This window comes from Vreelandella sp. GE22 (assembly GCF_968212445.1).
The window spans coordinates 1,592,577-1,608,981 of sequence record NZ_OZ309110.1 but is presented as its reverse complement, the minus strand read 5'-3'; the positions used below and the strand labels follow the sequence as shown (position 1 = coordinate 1,608,981).

The window sequence follows — 16,405 nt, the reverse complement described above, 5'->3', positions numbered from 1 at the left end:
ACCACATAGAGGCATACAACAAAGTCTTGCACAACGCTATCTTTTAACCCAGGCTCTACTCTATTGACCAATTGGTCAGAATAAAATGGGGAGAGCCGATGGCAACCATTGAGTTTGTACTAAATGGCGTTCAAACGCAGTGCGACGTGGCGCCGGACACGAGTACCTTAACGCTTTTACGCGAAACCCTGGGGCAAACCGGGACAAAAGAGGGCTGTGCGTCTGGCGACTGCGGCGCCTGCACCGTTGCCATTCGCGACTCAGATGACGCTGATGCGGGCTTCTCGAGCTTGAATGCCTGTATTACCCCGGCCCACCAGCTACAGGGCAAGCTCCTCATCACTGTCGAAGGCCTCGAGGCGGGCAATGAGCTACACCCCGCCCAGCAAACCATGATCGAATGCCACGCCAGTCAGTGCGGCTTCTGCACGCCGGGAATCGTCATGTCGCTGTTCACACTGCATGAGGGCTCACCTTCGAACGCACCCTACTCCAATGCAATGCTAGAAGGGGCATTGGGGGGCAATCTTTGCCGCTGTACTGGCTACCGTCCTATTCGAGATGCGGCTCTCAAGATGCAGGAGCACCCTTGGCAACCACCCGACTGGTTCGACGTCGCCGCCAAGCCCCAAAGCCCACTCGGCTCAGCCGAGCTGGCGGCTAATGCATCCGACTTTTTTGCAACGCCGACATCACTCGATGAACTGGTAGCGCTCCGCGCCCGCTACCCAGAGGCGAGGCTGGTGGCCGGTGCCACGGATTTATGGCTTGAAACCACTCAACAGCTTCGCCCGCTCAAACAGCTTATCGATGTTACCCGCGTTGGTGAACTCCGCACTATCGAAGAGGCGAGCTACCAATCCCTTGCGGGCTGGTGGGTGGGTAGCGCGGTGACCTATACCGAGCTCGAGCCACTTTTCGAGCGTCACTTCCCCGCCTTTGGCCACCTTCTGGAACGGTTGGGCTCACGCCAGATTCGCAATCGGGGAACATTGGGCGGTAATATCGCTAACGCCTCACCCATTGGCGATACACCACCGGTACTGCTGGCACTGGGGGCATGGTTGGAACTCGCCGGGCCAAGCGGGGTTCGTGCGATCCCGCTAGAGCACTTTTTTGTCGATTACAAAAAGACCGTTCTGGAAAAGGATGAAGTCATTAGTCGGATTTTCATCCCGGCGCTGAATGACAGCGCCTCGCTTCGCGTCTGGAAGCTTTCCAAACGTCGCGAGGACGATATCTCTGCCGTATTGGGGGCGTTTCACTACACGCTTGAAGACGACGTACTCACCAATGTGCGCCTCGGTTTTGGAGGCATGGCGGCTACGTCCAAACGCGCATCGAATGCTGAAGCCGCGCTCGAAGGCCAAGTGGTGTCCAGGGCATGCTTCAAAGCGGCGCAACGCACACTTTTAAAGGACTTCCAACCCATGAGTGATGTGCGTGGCAGCCAGCACTATCGCGAGCAGGCGGCGGCGAATCTATTGGAGCGACTTTACGTGACGCTCAGCACTCCCCATCAGGAGGTAATGCTTCATGCGTACGCTCACTAAGCTCGACAGCGAAAGCCGCCACGCCCGGCGGGAACTCAAGGATCATATTACCGGCTCCGGCCCGCTGGCGCGCCACACCGTGGAAAGCGATGGCCACCGCCAGGCTGGCTCGTCGAGCTATCACGAAAGCGCCCGCAAGCATGTTACCGGCAAGGCAAGCTATATCGATGATCTGAAGACCCCGGCAGATGCGCTTCACGTCGCATTGGGGCTTTCGCCTGCGGCTTTTGGTACGCTGACACGACTCGACCTTGAGGCGGTGCGCCGCGCGCCTGGCGTGCTGGATGTCATCACGTTTGCCGATGTTCCCGGGCATACCGACATTGGCCCGGTTTTTCCCGGCGACCCCATTTTCGTCGATCGAGAGATAAGCTACGCCGGTCAGTGCCTGTTCGCGGTAGCGGCCACCTCGTATCAGGCGGCGCGCCAGGCGGCGGCGCTTGTCCGGGTGGAGATCGACGAGCAGCCGGCACGCCTCGACCCGGTCGCGGCCACCGAGCGCAACGAGCTGGTTCGCCCTACCCACGTGCAAGAGCGCGGCGAGTGGCGCGAAACGCTGGAGCGCGCGAATAACGTTATCGAAGGGGCACTGTTCGTCGGCGGTCAAGAACACTTCTACCTCGAGGGTCAGGCTTGCGTGGTACTGCCTACCGAGGATGAGGGCGTTGTGGTGCATACGTCCAACCAACACCCCAGCGAAACGCAAAAGCTGGTGGCCGAAGTGCTGGGTATCCCCTTTCATAGTGTGACCGTGGAAGTACGCCGCATGGGGGGCGGCTTTGGCGGCAAGGAGACCCAGGCATCGCCCTGGGCGTGTATCGCCGCTATCATTGCCCGGCGCACAGGTAAAGCCGTGCGCCTTCGCCTGCCACGCACTGCGGATATGCAAGCGACTGGCAAACGTCACCCGTTCCACAATCGCTACCGTCTGGCCATCGACGAGCTGGGCGTTATCCAGGGCGGCGATATCGACCTCGTCGGCGACTGCGGCTACTCGCCGGATCTGTCCGACGCCATCGTCGACCGCGCGATGTTCCACGCCGATAACGCTTACTGCCTGAACGCGGCGCGGGTTACCGGGCACCGTGCCAAGACCAACACGGCTTCGAACACGGCGTTTCGGGGTTTTGGCGGCCCCCAGGGGATGATGGCCATCGAAGCGGCCATGGACGATATTGCCCGTCGCATCAACGTCGACCCGCTCACCGTGCGCAAGCGCAACCTTTACCGTGAAGGTTTCGATACCACTCATTACGGCCAGAAAGTCGATCAGATCGCATTGCTGCATACGCTGATCGAAACTCTCGAACACGACAGTGACTATTGGGCACGTCGCGAAAGCGTAAAAACTTTCAATGATTCGAGCCCGATCATCAAAAAAGGCCTGGCGCTGACACCGGTGAAGTTCGGTATATCTTTCACTGCCCAGCACTTGAACCAGGCGGGTGCTCTGCTCCACATCTATACCGACGGTAGTGTGATGATCAATCACGGCGGCACCGAGATGGGTCAGGGGCTTCATACCAAGATCTGCCAAGTCGTGGCGCGCGAGCTGGGACTCAATCTGGATAACGTTCGTATTAGCGCTACGCGCACCGACAAAGTGCCCAACACCTCGCCTACCGCGGCCTCCAGTGGTGCTGACTTGAACGGCATGGCGGCAAGAGACGCGGCCAGTAAACTGCGTGAGCGGCTGTTCGATTTTGCCGCCGGGCATTTCGAAGGCGGGCTCGACCGTGAAGGTATGCGCCTGGAAGACGGAATGTTGATCGCCGGCACTGGCGAAAGTGAGTACCGTCTTGGCTGGGGCGAGCTCGTGCAAACGGCTTACCTAAACCGGGTATCGCTTTCGGAAAAAGGCTTTTACGCCACCCCCTTGATTCACTACGACCGGGCCACAGGTCAAGGGCGCCCGTTTTACTACTTCGCTTTCGGCGCGGCGGTATCGGAAGTGAGCGTCGACACGCTTAGCGGCGAATACCAAGTGGATCGGGTCGATATTCTGCACGACGTGGGCGATGCGCTGAATCCCGCCATCGATATCGGTCAGATCGAAGGTGGTTTTATCCAGGCAATGGGCTGGCTCACCAGTGAGGAACTCAAGTGGAGTGACAAGGGCGCACTCATGAGCAGCAGCGCAGCCACCTACAAGATCCCCACCTACGGCGATCTGCCGCCGGTGTTCAACGTGGCACTGATGGAAGGCCACCCCAACTCGATGGCGAGCCTTTACCGCTCCAAAGCGGTGGGCGAGCCCCCTTTCATGCTGGGTATCAGCGTCTGGTCAGCGCTTCGTGACGCGCTTTCGAGCTTGACCCAATACCGGTGTTCACCGGCACTGGACACTCCGGCCACCCCCGAGCGGGTCATGCTGGCCGCCCAAGCCATCAGGCCAAGAGCCCTATGAAGGAGGCCACGCTCTCCACCTGGCACGCCGCGCTGGATTACTGCCAGCGAAACGCCCTGCCCCACGTGCTGGCCACCCAGGTCACCGCCATGGGATCGACTCCCCGTGAGCCCGGCGCCCGCATGGTCATCACGCTGGAAGGTGTGGTCGATACGCTGGGCGGCGGGACTTTCGAGTGGCAAACCATCGAGGCGGCGCGGCGCTACCTGCGCGACGGGGAGACCGGGTTTCATCTTGAAGCGTTCTCGCTGGGGGGGCGAAGTGGACAGTGCTGCGGAGGCTTCGTCAATATCATGCTAGAAGTATTCGCGGGCGCCAAAACGCACCTTGCGGTATTCGGCGCGGGTCATATTGGTCGGCATATCATCGAGCTCACCCATCCACTTCCCTGGCAGCGCTACTGGTTTGACAGCCGCCCGGATACTCTGTCTCGAGACACGGACACGCCACGTTTAAATCAGACGTTACTCGACGACCCGGTTCACGCTATTCAGGCGCTTCCGCCCCACTGTCACGCCATCGTGGCCACACACAGCCACGATGAGGACTACGCGCTCATTGAAGCGCTCATCGAGCAAGAAGATGTCGCTTCGATCGGCCTGATCGGCTCAGAAAGCAAGTGGGCAAGCTTCAAAGGCCGACTTGAGCGTGCAGGGCATAGTACTGCGCAGATCGAACGGGTAAGAAGCCCCATTGGCGTGTTCAACGGCGCCAAACTTTACAACAAGGCGCCTTACGCAATTGCACTAAGCGCCGTGACGGAGCTGCTCTGGCTTACCGACTGCGAGCAACCCACTTCCATACGCGGTCTCGAGAGCACCACATTGAAACCGCTTTTCAAAGACTCTCCATCCTATCAATGATATGACGACTAACGATACCTACATTCGCGCCGAACTTTTAAGTTTCGCTGACAACCCCGGCCATGGCGATAAACCAGCTGCCGGCAGTGTCGAACATTTCGAGGACGGTCTTTTATGGCTCAAGGGCGGCCATATCCACGCCGTCGGCCGTTTTGACGAGCTAACCTCTCGCCTACCCTCCGAGGCGAACATTCTCGATTATTCCGACAAGCTCATCATGCCCGGCTTTATCGATAGCCATGTGCACTACGTGCAGCTCGATATCATGGCCTCTTATGGGCGTCAGTTGCTGGACTGGTTGAACGAATACACCTTTCCTGAAGAGTGCCGCTTTCAAGACCCCGCGCACGCCGAGGCGCTTTCCCAGGCGTTTTTGAATGAGATGCTCCGTGCCGGAACGACGACGGCCCAGGTATTTGGCTCGAGCCACCCACCCTCGGTCGACGCCTTTTTTAGCGCCTGCCAGAAGCGCGGGCTGCGTATGCTCGCGGGTAAGGTGATGATGGATCGCAATGCGCCACAGCAACTGCTGGACGGCGCTCGCGGCGTTGCGGACACCGAGAGGCTGATCGCCGATTGGCACGGTCACGACCGACTTGGCTATAGCGTCACACCCCGCTTTGCGCCGACTTCGACCCAGGCGCAAATGGATGCGGCCGGCGCACTGTTACGTAACGACCCTACACTTTGGCTACAAACACATTTGGCTGAAAACAGCGGCGAGCTCGAATGGGTGGCGGAACTCTTTCCCGGTAGCAAGGATTACCTGGCCGTTTACGAGCAGGCCGGGCTGGTCGGCCCTAAAAGCACCTTCGCCCACGGCGTTCATCTTAATGACAGCATGCGACAGCGCTTGGCGGCGCAGGGTGCCAGCATCGCCTTTTGCCCGAGTTCTAATCTTTTTTTGGGTAGCGGGCTCTTCGATCGAGACGCTGCAGACAAAACCGGCATGGCATTTACCTACGCAAGCGACATCGGCGCCGGTACGGACCTGACCGGCTTTGCGACACTGAAAAGTGCCTATCAGGTAGGCCAGCTTGTCGACCAGCCACTCACTGCCTGGCAGGGTTTTTACGGGCTGACGCACGGTAACGCTAAAACGCTTTCGCTCGATCACGCGATCGGCCAGCTCCAGCCTTCCATGGAAGCAGATTTTGTGGTGATCGACCCAGCCGCTACCCCGCTTTTAACGCGGCGCATAAAGCGATGCACAACCCTTGGCGAGCGCCTGTTTGCGCTGATGATGCTAGGTGATGACCGCGCTATTTTTGAAACCTGGTCGAACGGTCGCTGCCAGCACGCCCGTGAGGCTTGGTAAAAACGTAGTGTAGGAGCAGGCTTCAGCCTGCGATGCGGCGCAACGCGCCGCCGGGGTGGATGGCCGGCACGGTGTCCGCTTCAACCCCGGGCGGCTGACGCCGCCATCGCCCGATGAATCGGGCTCCTACAGGGGAGCGGAGGCACCGTGGCGGGCCCTGTTCGGGCCGTTTTCCTTTTCCTGCGCGCATAAAAAAGCCCCGAACACAAAGTGCTCGGGGCTTTTTCGAAGAGGTGCCTGACGATAACCTACTCTCGCATGGGGAGACCCCACACTACCATCGGCGCTTTGCGGTTTCACTTCCGAGTTCGGCAAGGGATCGGGTGGTTCACGCAAGCCATGGTCGTCAGGCGTAACTTTCAATGTATATCGGCTGACGTTTTGTGATCGTTTCAATGTATCCGGTGCTCTATCGAGCGTCGTTGTCACTACAGGACCAGACCCCTTGGGTGTTATAGGGTCAAGCCTCACGGGCCATTAGTACACGTTAGCTCAACGCCTTGCAGCGCGTCCACACCGTGCCTATCAACCAGCTGGTCTCGCTGGGCCCTTCAGGAGGCTCGAGGCCTCGGGGATGTCTCATCTTGAAGGGGGCTTCCCGCTTAGATGCTTTCAGCGGTTATCCCGTCCGCACATAGCTACCCGGCAATGCCACTGGCGTGACAACCGGAACACCAGAGGTGCGTCCACTCCGGTCCTCTCGTACTAGGAGCAGCCCTTCTCAAACATCCAACGCCCACGGCAGATAGGGACCGAACTGTCTCACGACGTTCTAAACCCAGCTCGCGTACCACTTTAAATGGCGAACAGCCATACCCTTGGGACCGACTTCAGCCCCAGGATGTGATGAGCCGACATCGAGGTGCCAAACACCGCCGTCGATGTGAACTCTTGGGCGGTATCAGCCTGTTATCCCCGGAGTACCTTTTATCCGTTGAGCGATGGCCCTTCCATACAGAACCACCGGATCACTAGAACCTGCTTTCGCACCTGCTCGACGTGTCTGTCTCGCAGTCAAGCACCCTTATGCTCTTGCACTCATTGCACGATGTCCGACCGTGCTGAGGGTACCTTCGTGCTCCTCCGTTACTCTTTGGGAGGAGACCGCCCCAGTCAAACTACCCACCACACACTGTCCTCGATCCGGATAACGGACCCGAGTGAGAACACCAATGATGCCAGGCTGGTATTTCAAGGTTGGCTCCCTCCGAACTGGCGTCCGGAGTTCAAAGCCTCCCAGCTATCCTACACAGGCAACATCAGTATCCAGTGTGAAGCTATAGTAAAGGTTCACGGGGTCTTTCCGTCTAGCCGCGGGTACACCGCATCTTCACGGCGATTTCAATTTCACTGAGTCTCGGGTGGAGACAGCGTGGCCATCATTACGCCATTCGTGCAGGTCGGAACTTACCCGACAAGGAATTTCGCTACCTTAGGACCGTTATAGTTACGGCCGCCGTTTACCGGGGCTTCGATCAAGAGCTTCGCCCAGAGGGCTAACACCATCACTTAACCTTCCGGCACCGGGCAGGCGTCACACCCTATACGTCCGCTTGCGCGTTAGCAGAGTGCTGTGTTTTTACTAAACAGTTGCAGCCACCTGGTATCTTCGACCGGTTCGGGCTGAAGGAGCAAGTCCTCTCACCCTAATCCGGCGTGCCTTCTCCCGAAGTTACGGCACCATTTTGCCTAGTTCCTTCACCCGAGTTCTCTCAAGCGCCTTGGGATTCTCACCCTGACCACCTGTGTCGGTTTGGGGTACGGTCGCATGTCATCTGAAGCTTAGAGGCTTTTCCTGGAAGCGTGGCATCAGTGACTTCCGGATCGTAATCCGTTCGTCTCGCGTCTCGGCTTTAAAGGGTCCCGGATTTACCTGAGACCCAGGCCTACTCGCTTTCACCAGGACAACCAACGCCTGGCTCACCTAGCCTTCTTCGTCCCCCCATCGCAATGACATCCGGTACGGGAATATTGACCCGTTTCCCATCGACTACGCCTTTCGGCCTCGCCTTAGGGGCCGACTCACTCTGCTCTGATTAGCATCGAACAGAAAACCTTGGTCTTCCGGCGGGGGAGTTTTTCACTCCCCTTATCGTTACTCATGTCAGCATTCGCACTCGTGATACCTCCAGCAGACCTCTCGATCCACCTTCATCGGCTTACACGACGCTCCTCTACCGCTCATCCCTAAGGATGAACCCGTAGCTTCGGTACCTGGTTTGAGCCCCGTTACATCTTCCGCGCAGGCCGACTCGACTAGTGAGCTATTACGCTTTCTTTAAAGGATGGCTGCTTCTAAGCCAACCTCCTAGCTGTCTGAGCCTTCCCACATCGTTTCCCACTTAACCAGGATTTGGGGACCTTAGCTGACGGTCCGGGTTGTTGCCCTTTTCACGACGGACGTTAGCACCCGCCGTGTGTCTCCCACGCTGCACTCACCGGTATTCGGAGTTTGCCTCGGGTTGGTAAGCCGGGATGGCCCCCTAGCCGAAACAGTGCTCTACCCCCGGTGGTGATACGTGAGGCGCTACCTAAATAGCTTTCGAGGAGAACCAGCTATCTCCGGGCTTGATTAGCCTTTCACTCCGATCCACAAGTCATCCAAATCTTTTTCAACAGATCCTGGTTCGGGCCTCCAGTTGATGTTACTCAACCTTCACCCTGCTCATGGATAGATCGCCCGGTTTCGGGTCTATATCCAGCGACTGGTCGCCCAGTTAAGACTCGCTTTCGCTACGCCTCCCCTATCGGTTAAGCTCGCCACTGAATATAAGTCGCTGACCCATTATACAAAAGGTACGCAGTCACCCAACAAGTGGGCTCCTACTGCTTGTACGCACACGGTTTCAGGATCTATTTCACTCCCCTCGCCGGGGTTCTTTTCGCCTTTCCCTCACGGTACTGGTTCACTATCGGTCAGTCAGGAGTATTTAGCCTTGGAGGATGGTCCCCCCGTCTTCAATCAGGGTTTCTCGTGCCCCGACCTACTCGATTTCACATGATCAGACTTTCGACTACGGGGCTATCACCCGCTACGGCCGGACTTCCCAATCCGTTCGTCTAGCCATTCACATGCTTAAGGGCTGGTCCCCGTTCGCTCGCCGCTACTGGGGGAATCTCGGTTGATTTCTTTTCCTCGGGGTACTTAGATGTTTCAGTTCCCCCGGTTCGCCTCGTATCCCTATGTATTCAGGATACGATACTGACCTTGTGGTCAGTGGGTTTCCCCATTCAGAGATGTCCGGGTCGCAGGTTGTTTGCCACCTCACCGAACCTTATCGCAGGCTACAACGTCTTTCATCGCCTCTGACTGCCTAGGCATCCACCGTGTGCGCTTCATTGCTTGACCCTATAACCCGAAGGAGTCTGGATCCCGCAATGACAACGATTGCCGGATACGCTTGAAACGTATCACAAAACAATTGCGTATCGAGATCACGCTATAAACACAGCCACCCTAAAGGCACTTGTCTTCATATCGTCATTCGATACTGTCAGCATGATATACATTGTTAAAGAGCGACTGTTCAATGAACAGTGATAAGGCGACGTACAACGTGCGACTTATCAATGGTCACGAAACAAACAAACGGTAGTGAAGATAATGGTGGAGCCAAGCGGGATCGAACCGCTGACCTCCTGCGTGCAAGGCAGGCGCTCTCCCAGCTGAGCTATGGCCCCATCGTTTTCACAAACCATCCCACCGGGTAATTTTATTCAGCGCAAGGCATTTCATGGCGAAGCATGGCCTTCCATGCGAGTCATGAAATAACGCAGCGATGGATAAAATTTGGTGGGTCTGGGCAGACTCGAACTGCCGACCTCACCCTTATCAGGGGTGCGCTCTAACCAACTGAGCTACAGACCCGGTTACTATCGCCTCAAAAGCGTGCCTGGCTAGCCGACCTCACCCTCCTTTTCATTAAGGGCAGGGGGGTGCGCTCTAACCAACTGAGCTACAGACCCAAGAGGGGATCGTGCATCAACCGTTTGCTCTATCACTTGATCAGGTAATTCATTGTGAGCGCTTGCCGGGAGGATGACGCATCGTTTAAGGAGGTGATCCAGCCGCAGGTTCCCCTACGGCTACCTTGTTACGACTTCACCCCAGTCATGAACCACACCGTGGTGATCGCCCTCCAAAGTTAGGCTAACCACTTCTGGTGCAGTCCACTCCCATGGTGTGACGGGCGGTGTGTACAAGGCCCGGGAACGTATTCACCGTGGCATTCTGATCCACGATTACTAGCGATTCCGACTTCACGGAGTCGAGTTGCAGACTCCGATCCGGACTGAGACCGGCTTTCTGGGATTCGCTTACTCTCGCGAGTTCGCAGCCCTTTGTACCGGCCATTGTAGCACGTGTGTAGCCCTACCCGTAAGGGCCATGATGACTTGACGTCGTCCCCACCTTCCTCCGGTTTGTCACCGGCAGTCTCCCTAGAGTTCCCACCATTACGTGCTGGCAAATAGGGACAAGGGTTGCGCTCGTTACGGGACTTAACCCAACATTTCACAACACGAGCTGACGACAGCCATGCAGCACCTGTCTCTGCGTTTCCGAAGACACCCCGGGATCTCTCCCGGGTTCGCAGGATGTCAAGGGTAGGTAAGGTTCTTCGCGTTGCATCGAATTAAACCACATGCTCCACCGCTTGTGCGGGCCCCCGTCAATTCATTTGAGTTTTAACCTTGCGGCCGTACTCCCCAGGCGGTCGACTTATCGCGTTAACTTCGCCACAAAGTGCACAAGGCACCCAACGGCTGGTCGACATCGTTTACGGCGTGGACTACCAGGGTATCTAATCCTGTTTGCTACCCACGCTTTCGCACCTCAGTGTCAGTGTCAGTCCAGAAGGCCGCCTTCGCCACTGGTATTCCTCCCGATCTCTACGCATTTCACCGCTACACCGGGAATTCCACCTTCCTCTCCTGCACTCTAGCGTGACAGTTCCGGATGCCGTTCCCAGGTTGAGCCCGGGGCTTTCACAACCGGCTTGTCATGCCACCTACGCGCGCTTTACGCCCAGTAATTCCGATTAACGCTTGCACCCTCCGTATTACCGCGGCTGCTGGCACGGAGTTAGCCGGTGCTTCTTCTGCGAGTGATGTCTTTCCTGGCGGGTATTAACCGCCAGGCGTTCTTCCTCGCTGAAAGTGCTTTACAACCCGAAAGCCTTCTTCACACACGCGGCATGGCTGGATCAGGCTTGCGCCCATTGTCCAATATTCCCCACTGCTGCCTCCCGTAGGAGTTCGGGCCGTGTCTCAGTCCCGATGTGGCTGATCATCCTCTCAGACCAGCTACGGATCGTTGCCTTGGTGAGCCGTTACCTCACCAACCAGCTAATCCGACATAGGCTCATCCGATAGCGGGAGCCAAAGCCCCCTTTCTCCCGTAGGACGTATGCGGTATTAGCCTGGGTTTCCCCAGGTTATCCCCCACTACCGGGTAGATTCCTATGCATTACTCACCCGTCCGCCGCTCGTCAGCGTCCAGCAAGCTGGACCTGTTACCGCTCGACTTGCATGTGTTAAGCCTGCCGCCAGCGTTCAATCTGAGCCATGATCAAACTCTTCAGTTTAAAATCATTGTGATTCTTGCCTGTCGCTCGAAAGCAACAGAGGCGAATCAATCCTGGCTCAAGGTTCAAACGAATTTGAAGAATTCGAAAACTCTTCTTGTGCGCTTGCCTTGATATAAGGTGATTTGTCACCCTCATCGGCAAACGCCCACATGAATTACCTGATCAAATTGTTAAAGAGCTACCGAAGGGCGCTGCCCGTTCGATGTGGGGCGTATTCTACTCACTTATGGTTATACGTCAACCCTTTGGCGTGTGCTTTTCTCAATTAATTGCCTGATCCAAGCGTGCGAGTAACGCTTGCCGTCGCTCCACGTTCATGAAGGCTTCTTCAAGGGCGTTTCGGTTTAGCTGATGAAACGTTGCCTTGCTCCAGCCAAACGCGTCGAGACAGGCCATATGGTTGGCAAGCAGGCCACCGCCAAAATAGGCCGGGTCGTCCGAGCTGATCGTTACCTTCAAGCCCTCTTCGAGCAGTTTGGGCAGCGGGTGCTGATGAAGCTGATCGACCACCTTCAAGCTCACGTTGGAGAGCGGACAAACCGTCAGCACGATTTGCTCACGACGAAGGCGCTCGACCAGCTCACTGTCTTCCAGGCAGCGAACACCGTGGTCCACGCGAACGATCTTGAGCTCATCGAGAGCTTGACGAATGTACTCCGCCGGCCCCTCCTCCCCCGCGTGGGCAACGCAGCGGATGCCTTCTTCCCGGGCGCGATCAAAAACCGCTTTGAACTGGCCAGGCGGGTTGTCGTACTCCGCGCTGTCGAGACCAACGGCGTCGAGTTCTTTCCAGTAAGGGGCGGCCTTCTCGAATACGTCCAACGCTTCGTCGGCCGAACGGTCGCGAAGAAACGCCATGATCATCCCGACGGAAAGATCCAGCGACGCCTCGGCTTCCTGTTTGGCCTGAAGCAGCCCGCCCATAACGACGTCGAGGGTTACGCCCCGGCTCAGGTGTGCCTGGGGGTCGAAGTGCATGTCGATATGCACGACACCTTCACCCCGGGCACGCTTGAAGTAGTCGAGCGCCAGATCATAAAAATCCTGCTGAGTGCGTAGTACGTTCATGCCCTGGTAATAGAGATCCAAAAACCCCTGCAGGTTTTCGAACTGATACGCTGCTTTGACATCATCGATAGTGGCGTAATCGAGCGCGATGCCGTTGCGCTTGGCAAGCGCGAACATCAGCTCCGGTTCGATAGAGCCCTCGATATGTAAGTGGAGCTCTGCCTTGGGCAGTTGGCGTAAAAACTCTTGCATTACATTCCCCTATTGCTAACACGTCGCCATGCGCTGGCCACTTATGAGCTGGCCGTGGCGAAGCGAATAACTATACGTGAGCCCGGGTAACAGCGATACATCATCGACCTGGTGAATAAAGTAGATGGCCGTTCGCCCTGTAAGCCACTGGTCGAGGGAGTCAGCAAGATGGCGGGCGGTCTCGATGTCGACACCGGCAAACGGCTCGTCCAGTAGCACCACTTGCGGGTCGCGAAGAAAAAGCCTTGCCAGTGCCACTCGGCGGGCTTGGCCGCCTGAAAGTTGACGCCCCTTCTCGCCTACCGGCGTTTGTAACCCATTGGGCTGGCTACGCGCCCAGTCATCCAGACCAACACGCTCCAACACCTGCCAAAGCGCCTGGTCATCGGCGGACTCATCGGCCAGGCGCAGATTATCGGCAAGGGTGGCGTCAAAAAGGTCGACCTGCTGGGAAAGAAACGCAAAGTGCTGAGCGCGCTCATCCGATGCCAGTGCGTTGGCGGGCTGGCCAGCAACGCTCACGCTGCCTTTGCTCGGGGCGATACGCCCGAGAAGCAGATGAGCAAGCGTCGACTTACCCGCGCCGGACACGCCGGTAATCGCGATGCGCGCGCCGGCAGGAACATCAAAGGATACGCCTTCCAGGGCCGGCTCCAGCATGCCCGGGTAGCAGTAGCTTACCTGCTCGAGGGCGATCGCGTAGCCCACTTGGTCGCCGGGTAGTACAGGTGAGGCACGCTCCGCGTTCTCGGTCTGAGAAGGCGTTAGCTGATTCAAACGCTGGACACTTGCATAGCTTGCCCCCAGCTTGATGAAGGAGGAAGGCAACGCGGTGAATATCTCGTTACTGCCCAAAACGAGCAGCAGTATCATCACCGCGATAGGGGCGCTGACCGCTTGCTGAATACCCGGCTGACTTACAAACCACATCACGCCGACTAAAAGCGCCCCCGTGACCAGAAGAATCAGCGCATTACCCAACGCCGCCTTTAGTGCTAAAAGCCGCTGATTGGTGGCGGCCCGCGCTTCGAGCGCATCGATTTTTTGCTGGTGCCAATCATTGGTTTGATAGCTTGTAAGCTCCGCGCGCGCCTGGATTTGATCGAGCACCAGGTTGCGCAGCGCCCCCTGATCGCGCACCTGCTGATAGCTTTGACGAAACCCCAGCCAGGCAAAGCCCAGGGTGAGCACGACCCAGAGCGCGCCGAGCGTCAGCCCAACGACGACCGCAAGCCCGGGCAGCCAAAGAGCCGTAAATAGCGACACGACGATAATCGCCGCAAGCGCCACGAAGGGCGGTATCAAAAGCCGCAGATAGAAATTATCCAGGGTGTCGATATCCGCGGTGAGACGGGTGAGCCAATCGCTCGCCCGGCGGCGGCCCAAAGTGGCGGCATCCATATGAGTGAGATAGCCAAATACCTTGTGGCGCAGATCGGCCAAAAGGGTCAACACCGTATTATGGTTATAAAGCCGCTCGACATAGCGGGCGACGGTGCGTAGCAGTGCAAAAAAACGGATCCCGCCCCCGGGAACGTAGATATCGAGCGTCGTTGGCAGCCCCGCTGCCAGCGCAAGACCGGCCAGCGCGCAGGCGGTGATGAACCAGCCCGAAAGCCCTAAAAGAGCAAGCCCCGCCAGCAGCGTCACCAGCAGCAGCAGCGCGCCCATGAAAAAGGGCCGGCGGCGGCGCGTCAGCAAAAAAAGCCAAGGGCGGAACGCCTGGTAAAGGTCTTTCATAAAGCTACCTCCCGCACATGGGCGCTTTCACAGTGAAAATGGCGGGTTGCGATCGACATGACCTGCTGGTGATGGGTGGCGATGACCAGCGTGCGCCCCGCTTTCGCCCACGCATGAAGCGCTTCAATCACCAGCGCCTCGGTCGCGTTATCCAAATTGGCGGTCGGCTCATCGAGCAGCACCAGCGGCGCCGGGCTCAAATAGACACGCGCCAAGGCCAGCCGCTGGGCCTGGCCGCCGGAGAGTCCTACACCGCGCTCGCCAAGCGGGGTATCGAGCCCCTCGGGAAGCGCAGCCAGAAGCTCCTTGAGCCCTGCGCGCGTCAGCGCATCGAACAGATCGTTTTCGGTTGCGCTTGGATTGGCCAGCCTCAGGTTCTCCGCAAGGCTTCCCTGAAGCAAACAGGGGCTTTGATCCAGCCAGGCAACCGTTAGCGCCTGCGCGCAGCGAAGCTCGCCTTCACGGGGGGGCATGAAGCCCGCTAAAAGCGCTAAAAGCGATGACTTTCCGCTGCCCGAGGCTCCGGTTAGAGCAACGACATCCCCCGGGGCAAGCACCAGCGACACCTGACTCAGAATGGGCTCGCTCTGGCCGTAACCCACGCTGACATCATCGAGTTCGCAAAGCGCCGGGGCGCTTTGTGGGGTATTGCCGGGCACTGCCAGCCAGTCGGGCTCATTTAGGATAAACACGAGGCTTTCCGCCGCGCCCAGCGCCGCCGCGCGGTCGTGGTAGTGTTGAGAAAGCGTGCGCAGCGGTTGGAAAAACTCCGGCGCCAGCAGCAACACCCCAAGCCCGGAGAAAAGCGTTAACGAGGTCGCCGGGCCGTAATCGATGTAACCAAGCAGGCCAAAGCCGACGTACATGGCCACCACCGCAATCGCCACAGAAGCAAAGAACTCGAGTACCGCCGAAGAGAGAAACGCAAGACGCAGCGTTTTCATGCTCAAACGACGGTACTCGTCGGTGGCATACCACACGTCGCGACGCGCTTTCGCTGTGCGCCCAAAAAGCTGCAGTGTACTCATGCCCCTTACCCGGTCCACGAAGTGGGCCGAGAGCCTCGAGACCGCGCCGAACTGCTCGCGGTTCAAGCGTTCCGCACTCATACCCACCAGCGCCATGAAAATCGGGATGAGCGGCGCGGAAAGCAACAGGAAAATGACGACCAGGTAATCGAGCGCACCAACGATGCAGGCGATAATCAGCGGCACCAGCAGCACGATACGAAGTTGGGGATGAAAGCGGGCAAAGTAGCCTTCCAGCGCGTCGACGTGCTCGACCACCTGGGTGGCAAGCGCCCCGCTTTGGTGACGGGTCAGCCACAAGGGACCGAGGCTTGAAAGCTTCGCCATCAGCTCTTTTCTAACCCGCTGGCGAATCCGAAGGCTTGCCTCGAGCCCCAATACTTCCTGACCCCATTGAAAAAGTGCGCGCAGTACGACCAGGCCCATAAGCGCTAAAAAGGCCTCGCCAAGCGAGGCCAGTGGCCGATTCTGCAAAAGGATTTGATCGACGAGCCAGGCCAGCCCCACCAGCAAGATGGCGGTACTGGTCCCGGCCAACACCCCGCAGGCCGCCGCGCCCGCTAGCCTTTTTCGTTCTTGTTGGGCCAGCGTTTTAAGAAAGTGGCGCGGCGTTACCAGCTCAGGGTTTTGGTTATTACCCCTCATAGG

7 protein-coding genes, 2 tRNA genes and 3 rRNA genes are annotated in these 16,405 nt (G+C 57.9%); 4 read left to right on the top strand and 8 right to left on the bottom strand.

Annotation, left to right across the window (positions count from 1 at the left end):
* Positions 1-98 precede the first annotated feature (98 nt).
* From xdhA to guaD, 4 genes are read left to right on the top strand one after another with little or no spacing between them, the layout of a single operon-like run.
* On the top strand, positions 99-1,553 hold the full coding sequence (gene xdhA / locus ACWHRL_RS07600) for a xanthine dehydrogenase small subunit (protein ID WP_447895875.1): 1,455 nt from the start codon (positions 99-101) through the stop codon (positions 1,551-1,553).
* Entirely contained in the window at positions 1,537-3,960 is a 2,424-nt protein-coding gene (gene xdhB / locus ACWHRL_RS07595) for a xanthine dehydrogenase molybdopterin binding subunit (protein ID WP_447895874.1), read from the top strand. Before xdhA ends, xdhB begins: the two co-directional genes overlap by 17 nt.
* Positions 3,957-4,823 (top strand): xanthine dehydrogenase accessory protein XdhC, encoded by an 867-nt coding sequence (gene xdhC / locus ACWHRL_RS07590; protein WP_447895873.1) that lies wholly within the window; start codon positions 3,957-3,959, stop codon positions 4,821-4,823. Before xdhB ends, xdhC begins: the two co-directional genes overlap by 4 nt.
* Position 4,824: 1 nt before the next feature.
* Complete coding sequence (guaD, locus tag ACWHRL_RS07585) at positions 4,825-6,141, top strand: guanine deaminase (RefSeq protein WP_447895872.1); 1,317 nt, start codon at positions 4,825-4,827, stop codon at positions 6,139-6,141.
* Between the two features lie 235 nt (positions 6,142-6,376).
* Here the strand turns inward: guaD and rrf are convergent.
* From rrf to cydD, 8 genes are all read right to left on the bottom strand, one after another.
* Positions 6,377-6,492: ribosomal RNA gene (gene rrf / locus ACWHRL_RS07580) — 5S ribosomal RNA — on the bottom strand.
* Between the two features lie 105 nt (positions 6,493-6,597).
* Positions 6,598-9,490 (bottom strand): 23S ribosomal RNA (locus tag ACWHRL_RS07575).
* A gap of 256 nt (positions 9,491-9,746) precedes the next feature.
* Positions 9,747-9,822, bottom strand: a tRNA-Ala gene (locus ACWHRL_RS07570).
* Between the two features lie 110 nt (positions 9,823-9,932).
* Positions 9,933-10,009, bottom strand: a tRNA-Ile gene (locus ACWHRL_RS07565).
* Between the two features lie 184 nt (positions 10,010-10,193).
* Positions 10,194-11,726, bottom strand: a 16S ribosomal RNA gene (locus ACWHRL_RS07560).
* The 16S, 23S and 5S rRNA genes sit together here with 2 tRNA genes alongside, the layout of an rRNA operon.
* Before the next feature lie 264 nt (positions 11,727-11,990).
* The gene (locus ACWHRL_RS07555; RefSeq protein ID WP_447895871.1) at positions 11,991-12,989 is read right to left on the bottom strand and encodes an adenosine deaminase; all 999 of its coding nucleotides are present in this window, start codon (positions 12,987-12,989) and stop codon (positions 11,991-11,993) included.
* A 15-nt stretch (positions 12,990-13,004) separates the two neighbouring features.
* Complete coding sequence (gene cydC / locus ACWHRL_RS07550; protein ID WP_447895870.1) at positions 13,005-14,729, bottom strand: thiol reductant ABC exporter subunit CydC; 1,725 nt, start codon at positions 14,727-14,729, stop codon at positions 13,005-13,007.
* Entirely contained in the window at positions 14,726-16,402 is a 1,677-nt protein-coding gene (cydD, locus tag ACWHRL_RS07545; RefSeq protein ID WP_447895869.1) for a thiol reductant ABC exporter subunit CydD, read from the bottom strand. Before cydD ends, cydC begins: the two co-directional genes overlap by 4 nt.
* Between the last annotated feature and the right edge of the window lie 3 nt (positions 16,403-16,405).